This is a genomic window from Dietzia sp. HMSC21D01 (genome assembly GCF_001815995.1).
Taxonomy (GTDB): domain Bacteria; phylum Actinomycetota; class Actinomycetes; order Mycobacteriales; family Mycobacteriaceae; genus Dietzia; species Dietzia cinnamea.
On record NZ_KV823898.1, the window covers coordinates 1 to 5,217 of the forward strand.

5 protein-coding genes are annotated in these 5,217 nt (G+C 70.6%); 1 reads left to right on the forward strand and 4 read right to left on the reverse strand.

Features of this window, described 5'->3' with window-relative positions; genetic code table 11:
• The 4 genes from HMPREF3086_RS08325 to HMPREF3086_RS08340 form a co-directional block, all read right to left on the reverse strand.
• A partial coding sequence (locus HMPREF3086_RS08325; RefSeq protein WP_371441660.1) for a cytochrome c oxidase subunit I occupies positions 1 to 768 on the reverse strand: 768 nt, incomplete at its 3' end.
• Between the two features lie 140 nt (positions 769 to 908).
• Positions 909 to 2,915, reverse strand: coding sequence for a M13 family metallopeptidase (locus tag HMPREF3086_RS08330; RefSeq protein ID WP_070721306.1), 2,007 nt, complete (start codon positions 2,913 to 2,915; stop codon positions 909 to 911).
• Positions 2,916 to 2,991: 76 nt separating this feature from the next.
• The gene (locus tag HMPREF3086_RS18010) at positions 2,992 to 3,660 is read right to left on the reverse strand and encodes a hypothetical protein (RefSeq protein WP_083324359.1); all 669 of its coding nucleotides are present in this window, start codon (positions 3,658 to 3,660) and stop codon (positions 2,992 to 2,994) included.
• A gap of 305 nt (positions 3,661 to 3,965) precedes the next feature.
• Positions 3,966 to 4,478, reverse strand: a complete 513-nt coding sequence (locus HMPREF3086_RS08340; protein ID WP_070721308.1) for a DUF4395 domain-containing protein — start codon at positions 4,476 to 4,478, stop codon at positions 3,966 to 3,968.
• 163 nt (positions 4,479 to 4,641) lie between these two features.
• On the opposite strand from HMPREF3086_RS08340, the gene HMPREF3086_RS08345 reads away from it, so the two are divergent.
• Positions 4,642 to 5,217 (forward strand): pentapeptide repeat-containing protein (locus tag HMPREF3086_RS08345; RefSeq protein WP_070721311.1); only part of this gene is annotated, 576 nt, incomplete at its 3' end.

Consider the following 5,217-nt stretch of genomic DNA (forward strand, 5'->3'; position numbering starts at 1 on the left):
CTGCCACAGGATCGCCCCGCCGTTGGCCGGGTCGAAGATCCGGCCGCCGAACGTGCGGTCGTAGAACACGCCCATGCCCGCCGCGGTGAGCAGCGGGAAGATGAGCAGGATCAGCACCGACGTGACGAGGATGTTCCACGTGAAGATCGGCATCCTGAACATCGTCATGCCGGGGGCCCGTAGGCAGATGATGGTGGTGACGAAGTTGACGGCGCCGAGGATCGTGCCGATGCCACCGATCGCCACCCCGAGGATCCACAGGTCCGCGCCCACGCCCGGGGAGTGGATCTTGTCCGAGAGCGGGGCGTACATGGTCCACCCGAACGACGCCGCGCCACCGGGAGTGATGAAGCCGGTGAGCAGGATGATGCCGCCGGAGAGGAACAGCCAGAACCCCATGGCGTTGAGGCGCGGGAACGCCACGTCCGGCGCGCCGATCTGCAGCGGCATGACGTAGTTCCCGAACCCCACGACGATCGGCGTGCCGTAGAACAGCAGCATCACGGTGCCGTGCATGGTGAACAGCTGGTTGTACTGCTCGTTCGACAGGAACTGCATGCCCGGGAAGAACAGCTCCGCCCGGATGAGCAGGGCCATCAGGCCGCCGATCGAGAAGAACACCAGGCACGTGGCGATGTACATCAGGCCGATCTTCTTGTGATCGGTCGTGATGAACAGCTCACGCCAGGAGAGCCCGAACGGCCGCCGGATGGCGGGAGCGTCCGCTGCGGTGACCGCCCGCCCGGGCGGCACGAGAGTGTCTGACATCGGTACCCCGTTCCTCTTCACGGCCGAGGCGGGGCGCGGCGGTCGCCGCGTCCCGCGTTGTGACCAGCGCCAAGATCAGGTGACGACTCTCACCGTACGCGTCCCCCGGCGGAACGGAGCGGGATCGCCCCCGAGAGGGCTTACCAGATGCTCACCCGCTCCTCAGGCGCCAGCCACAGCCCGTCCGCATCGGTCACGCCGAAGGCCTCATGGAAGTCGTCGAGGTTACGCACCACCTGGTTGCAGCGGAACTCCGGCGGCGAGTGCGGGTCCACGGCGAGCCGCCGGGCGGCCTCCTCGGCGCGGGTCTTGGTGCGCCACACGATCGCCCACGAGGTGAGGAGCCGCTGGATCCCGGTCATGCCGTCGATCTCCGGACCCACGTCCGGCCCCTGCGCCGGCTGGCCGTCCGTGCCCTGCGCCAACCGGTAGGCCAGCAGCGCGATCGTGAGGCCGCCCAGATCGCCGATGTTCTCCCCCACCGTGAAGGCCCCGTTGACGTGGTCCTTCTGGGGATCGAGGCCGTCCGGGGTGAGGCCCTGGTACTGGGCGATCAGCGCCTCCACGCGGGTCCCGAACGCCTCGCGGTCGTCATCGGTCCACCAGTCGACCAGGTTGCCGTCGCCGTCGTACTTCGCCCCCTGGTCGTCGAAGCCGTGGCCGATCTCGTGGCCGATGACCGCGCCGATCGCCCCGTAGTTGGCGGCGTCGTCGGCGTCGGCGTCGAAGAACGGCGGCTGCAGGATCGCGGCCGGGAAGACGATCTCGTTCATCACCGGGTTGTAGTAGGCATTGACGGTCTGCGGCGTCATGTGCCACTCGTCGCGGTCGACGGGCCCGCCCAGCTTGCCCAGTTCGTACTCGTGCTCGAACCGAGCGGAGCGACGGACGTTGCCGATGAGGTCGTCGGCGCGGACCTCGAGCGCCGAGTAGTCCCGCCACTTGTCGGGGTAGCCGATCTTCGGCACGAACGCCTCGAGCTTGTCGAGTGCGCGCTCGCGGGTGGCCGGGGTCATCCACGGCAGCCTGCTGATCGAGTAGCGGTACGCGGCGGTGAGGTTGGCGACCAGTTCCTGCATGCGCGCCTTGTGGCCGGGCGGGAAGTGGCGGGCCACGTACTCCTTGCCGACCTCCTCGCCGAGGGCGGCCTCGACCGCGCCGACGCCACGCTTCCAGCGGGCCTTGATCTCCTCGGTCCCGGACATGACGGTGCCGTAGAAACGGAAGTTCTCCTCGACCAGCGCCGTGGGCAGGTACGGCGCGCGGGAGGAGACGATCCGCCAGCGCAGCCACTCCTTCCACGTCTCGAGCGGCTCACCGGCCCAGAGCCCGGCCACCGCGGTGAGGAAGTCGGGCTGCATGGCGACGAGCCGACCGAAGGTCTCCTCGGTGCCGCCGAGCTCGCGGGCCCAGTCGTGCCAGGGGAAGCCGGGGGCCAGCGTCGGCAGCTCGTCCCAGGTCACGGGGTTGTAGGTCTTGTCCGCGTCGCGACGGGCCACGACGTCCCAGTGCGCGGCGGCGATGCGCGTCTCCAGCGCCAGGATCCGCTCGGCGCTCTCGCGGGCCGCGGTGGCGTCCGCGAGCCCGGCCAACTCGAGCATCCGCGCGATGTGTTCCGTGTACTGCTCGCGGATCTGCGCGTACTGGTCCTCACGATAGAAGGACTCGTCGGGCAGTCCGATGCCGTACTGCACCAGGTAGAGGATGTACTCGGTGGAGTTCTTGGCGTCGTTGTTGACGTAGGCGCCGATGAGCCCGCCGACGCCGACCTTCTCGAGCCGCGCCATCGCCAGCGCGAGGGAGTCCGCGTCTCCGGCGCCGTCGACCTCGGCCAGGTCGGGTGCCAGCGCCTCGACGCCCGCCGCCTCCACCGCATCGGTGTCCATGAACGAGGCGTAGAACGCGCCGATCCGGGAGTCGACCGGGGCGTCGGTGATGATGTCGCGCACCCGCTCCTCGGACAGGTCGCGCAGCGCGAGGAACGCGCCGTCGATCGGCCGGTCCGCGGGGATCACGTGGTCACGGATCCACGTGCCGTTGACGTGTTGGTACAAGTCGTCCTGTGGCCGGACGTCCGTGTCGACGTATCGCAGGTCCAGGCCCGAGGGGCGAGGGGCGTCGGTGGTGGGGATCTCGGTCGCTGTCATGCGACCAGGTTACGGAAGGGCGCGGCCCACGCGGGTGGGATGACGACGGCGAGGACCCGCGGCGGCCGGTCCGCGATCAGGGCAGACCGTGGCGCGCGTTGTGATCCTTCGCCCCCTGATAGGCGTCGACCATCCCCCAGACCCAGAACCCGAACATGATCGGCAGCCCGATGAGGACCACCGAGAGCAGTACGCCCACGCCGTAGCCCGCAAGGATGCCGACACCCCTACCGACCCGACCGTTGAGCATCGTGCCCAGCCCGGGGATGAGCAGTGAGGCCACGAGCATCAGCGCCGGGTCCTTGCGAGTGGCCGGTGGGTACTGGCCGTAGGGCTGCATCGCACCGTACGGCTGGGCGTGGGGCTGACCGGGATGGCCGTACTGCGGCATTCCGTACTGCTGCATGTCAGAGGGTCGGGCATAGGGCTGCGCGTACGGCTGGGTCCCGTGACCCGGCTGCGCGCCGTGCTGCGCCGGGTCGAACTGCCCCGCGCCGTACTGCGGGTCGCCGTAGCCCGCGCCGCCGGAGGCCGGGTCACCGAACGCGGTGTCCCCGAACGCCGTGTCGCCGAACGCGGTGTCCCCGAACGCTGAGTCTCTGAACGCCGTGTCGCCGAAGTCGGAGCCGGGATAGCCGCGGATGCCCTCCTGCTGGGCCCACGTGTCGTAGCGCTTCTCGAAGTCGCGGTCGCCGGACCGGTCGTCGGGGCGGTCGGAAGCGGTGCCGTCAGCGGGAGTGCTCATGTGCCCACACTAACGCGGGGCGGCGGCGGCCCGGTCGCGGCGAGGAGACGATCGGGAGCTCGAGCAGACCGCCAGCGCACCCGGCTCCAGACGCGCTGCCCCTCTGCCCTGCGCTGGGAGAGTGCACGCTTGTCGCCGACCCACGCTGCGGCGATGGACCATTCCGCCAGCGCGAGCCGAAGAGGCAGCGCATCTCGGGAGGGTCGCGCTGGGTGTTTGTTCGGCACGCGCGGCCGACGCCGACGTGCGCTGCGGGAGCGTCGCGGATCGCCGCACCGTCGACACCGGACTCCGGTGGGAGAGCCTCAGTTCCGGGCGGCCATCCCGGGCCGGGCCCAGATGTCGGCGCAGTCCGCGCACGCGTCGTCCGAGATGAGGCCGACACGCTGGAGCTGCCCGTACATCCAGCAGCCCAGGCAGAAGCCGAGCGCCGCCTCCGCGAGTGCGGCCAGCACCAGCACGCCGAGCACCACGATCCCTGCCGTGGTCAGTCCGCCGAGGAACAGACCGAAGGCGATCGACGACATCACCAGGCCGATCGTCTGGGCGAACCGCTTGGGCGCGCCGGAGACCAGCTTGGGTTCCGCGCTCACCCGCGGGGCGAGCACGTGCACGGAGAGCCGGCCGAACGGCGAGTACCGCGGGCCACCCGCCACCCGCAGCGCGAAGCCGACGACCAGAGCCCCGGCGAGCCAGGTCCGGGCGGGCGACGGCACGAGGATCGTGACCACAGCGAGGGTCACCACCAGGGCAGCGGTGCAGCGGGCGGCGTAGTCGTTGACGACCTCGGGGAAAGCGAACGCCTCGCGCAAACTCATGGCCTCACCTCTCTGTCAATTCGGATAGACCGATCTGTCTATCTCGTGTCGAGCCTACTCCTGTCGCCCGCGATCCGGGACGCCCGGCCGGCACGGCCCGGACTGACGGCGCGACCGCCGCGGACGGGGCGACCCAGGTGTACTGACCACCTAGGCTGAGGCCGTGGCCCCACCGTTGCGTCGTCGCTCGAGCTCTCCCCGTCCCCCCGCCGCCCCCGCACTCCCCCGGCGTGATCAGCTCGGCCCGCCCCTCTCGGACGTGGAGCCCGACGGCCTGTGGGACGGGGTCCTGGCCACCGCCGAGCACGCACCCGGCCCGGAGGAGGGCGCCGTCGCGATGGGCGGGATGGAGGTCCGCGAATCCGCGCTCGAGGACCTACGGCTCAGCGGCGCCCGCGCTGACGGCCTACGACTCACCGACGTGGTGCTCAGCGGGTGCGACCTGTCCGGACTCGTCGCCGACGGGGCCAACCTCACCCGCGTGCGGTTCGTCGGCTGCCGACTGACCGGCATCGTCCTGTCCGACGCGCGGTTGACCGACGTGACGTTCGAAGACTGTCACGCCGACATGATCAACCTGCGGATGGCGCGCCTACAGCGGGTGCGCCTCGCCGCGACCCGCTGCCGTCAGGCCGACCTGCTCGAGGCGCAGATCGCCGACCTCACCACCGAGGGGGCCGACCTGCGCGGCGCGACCGTCGAGCGGGCGAGCGCCTCAGCCGCGGACCTGCGCGGCGCC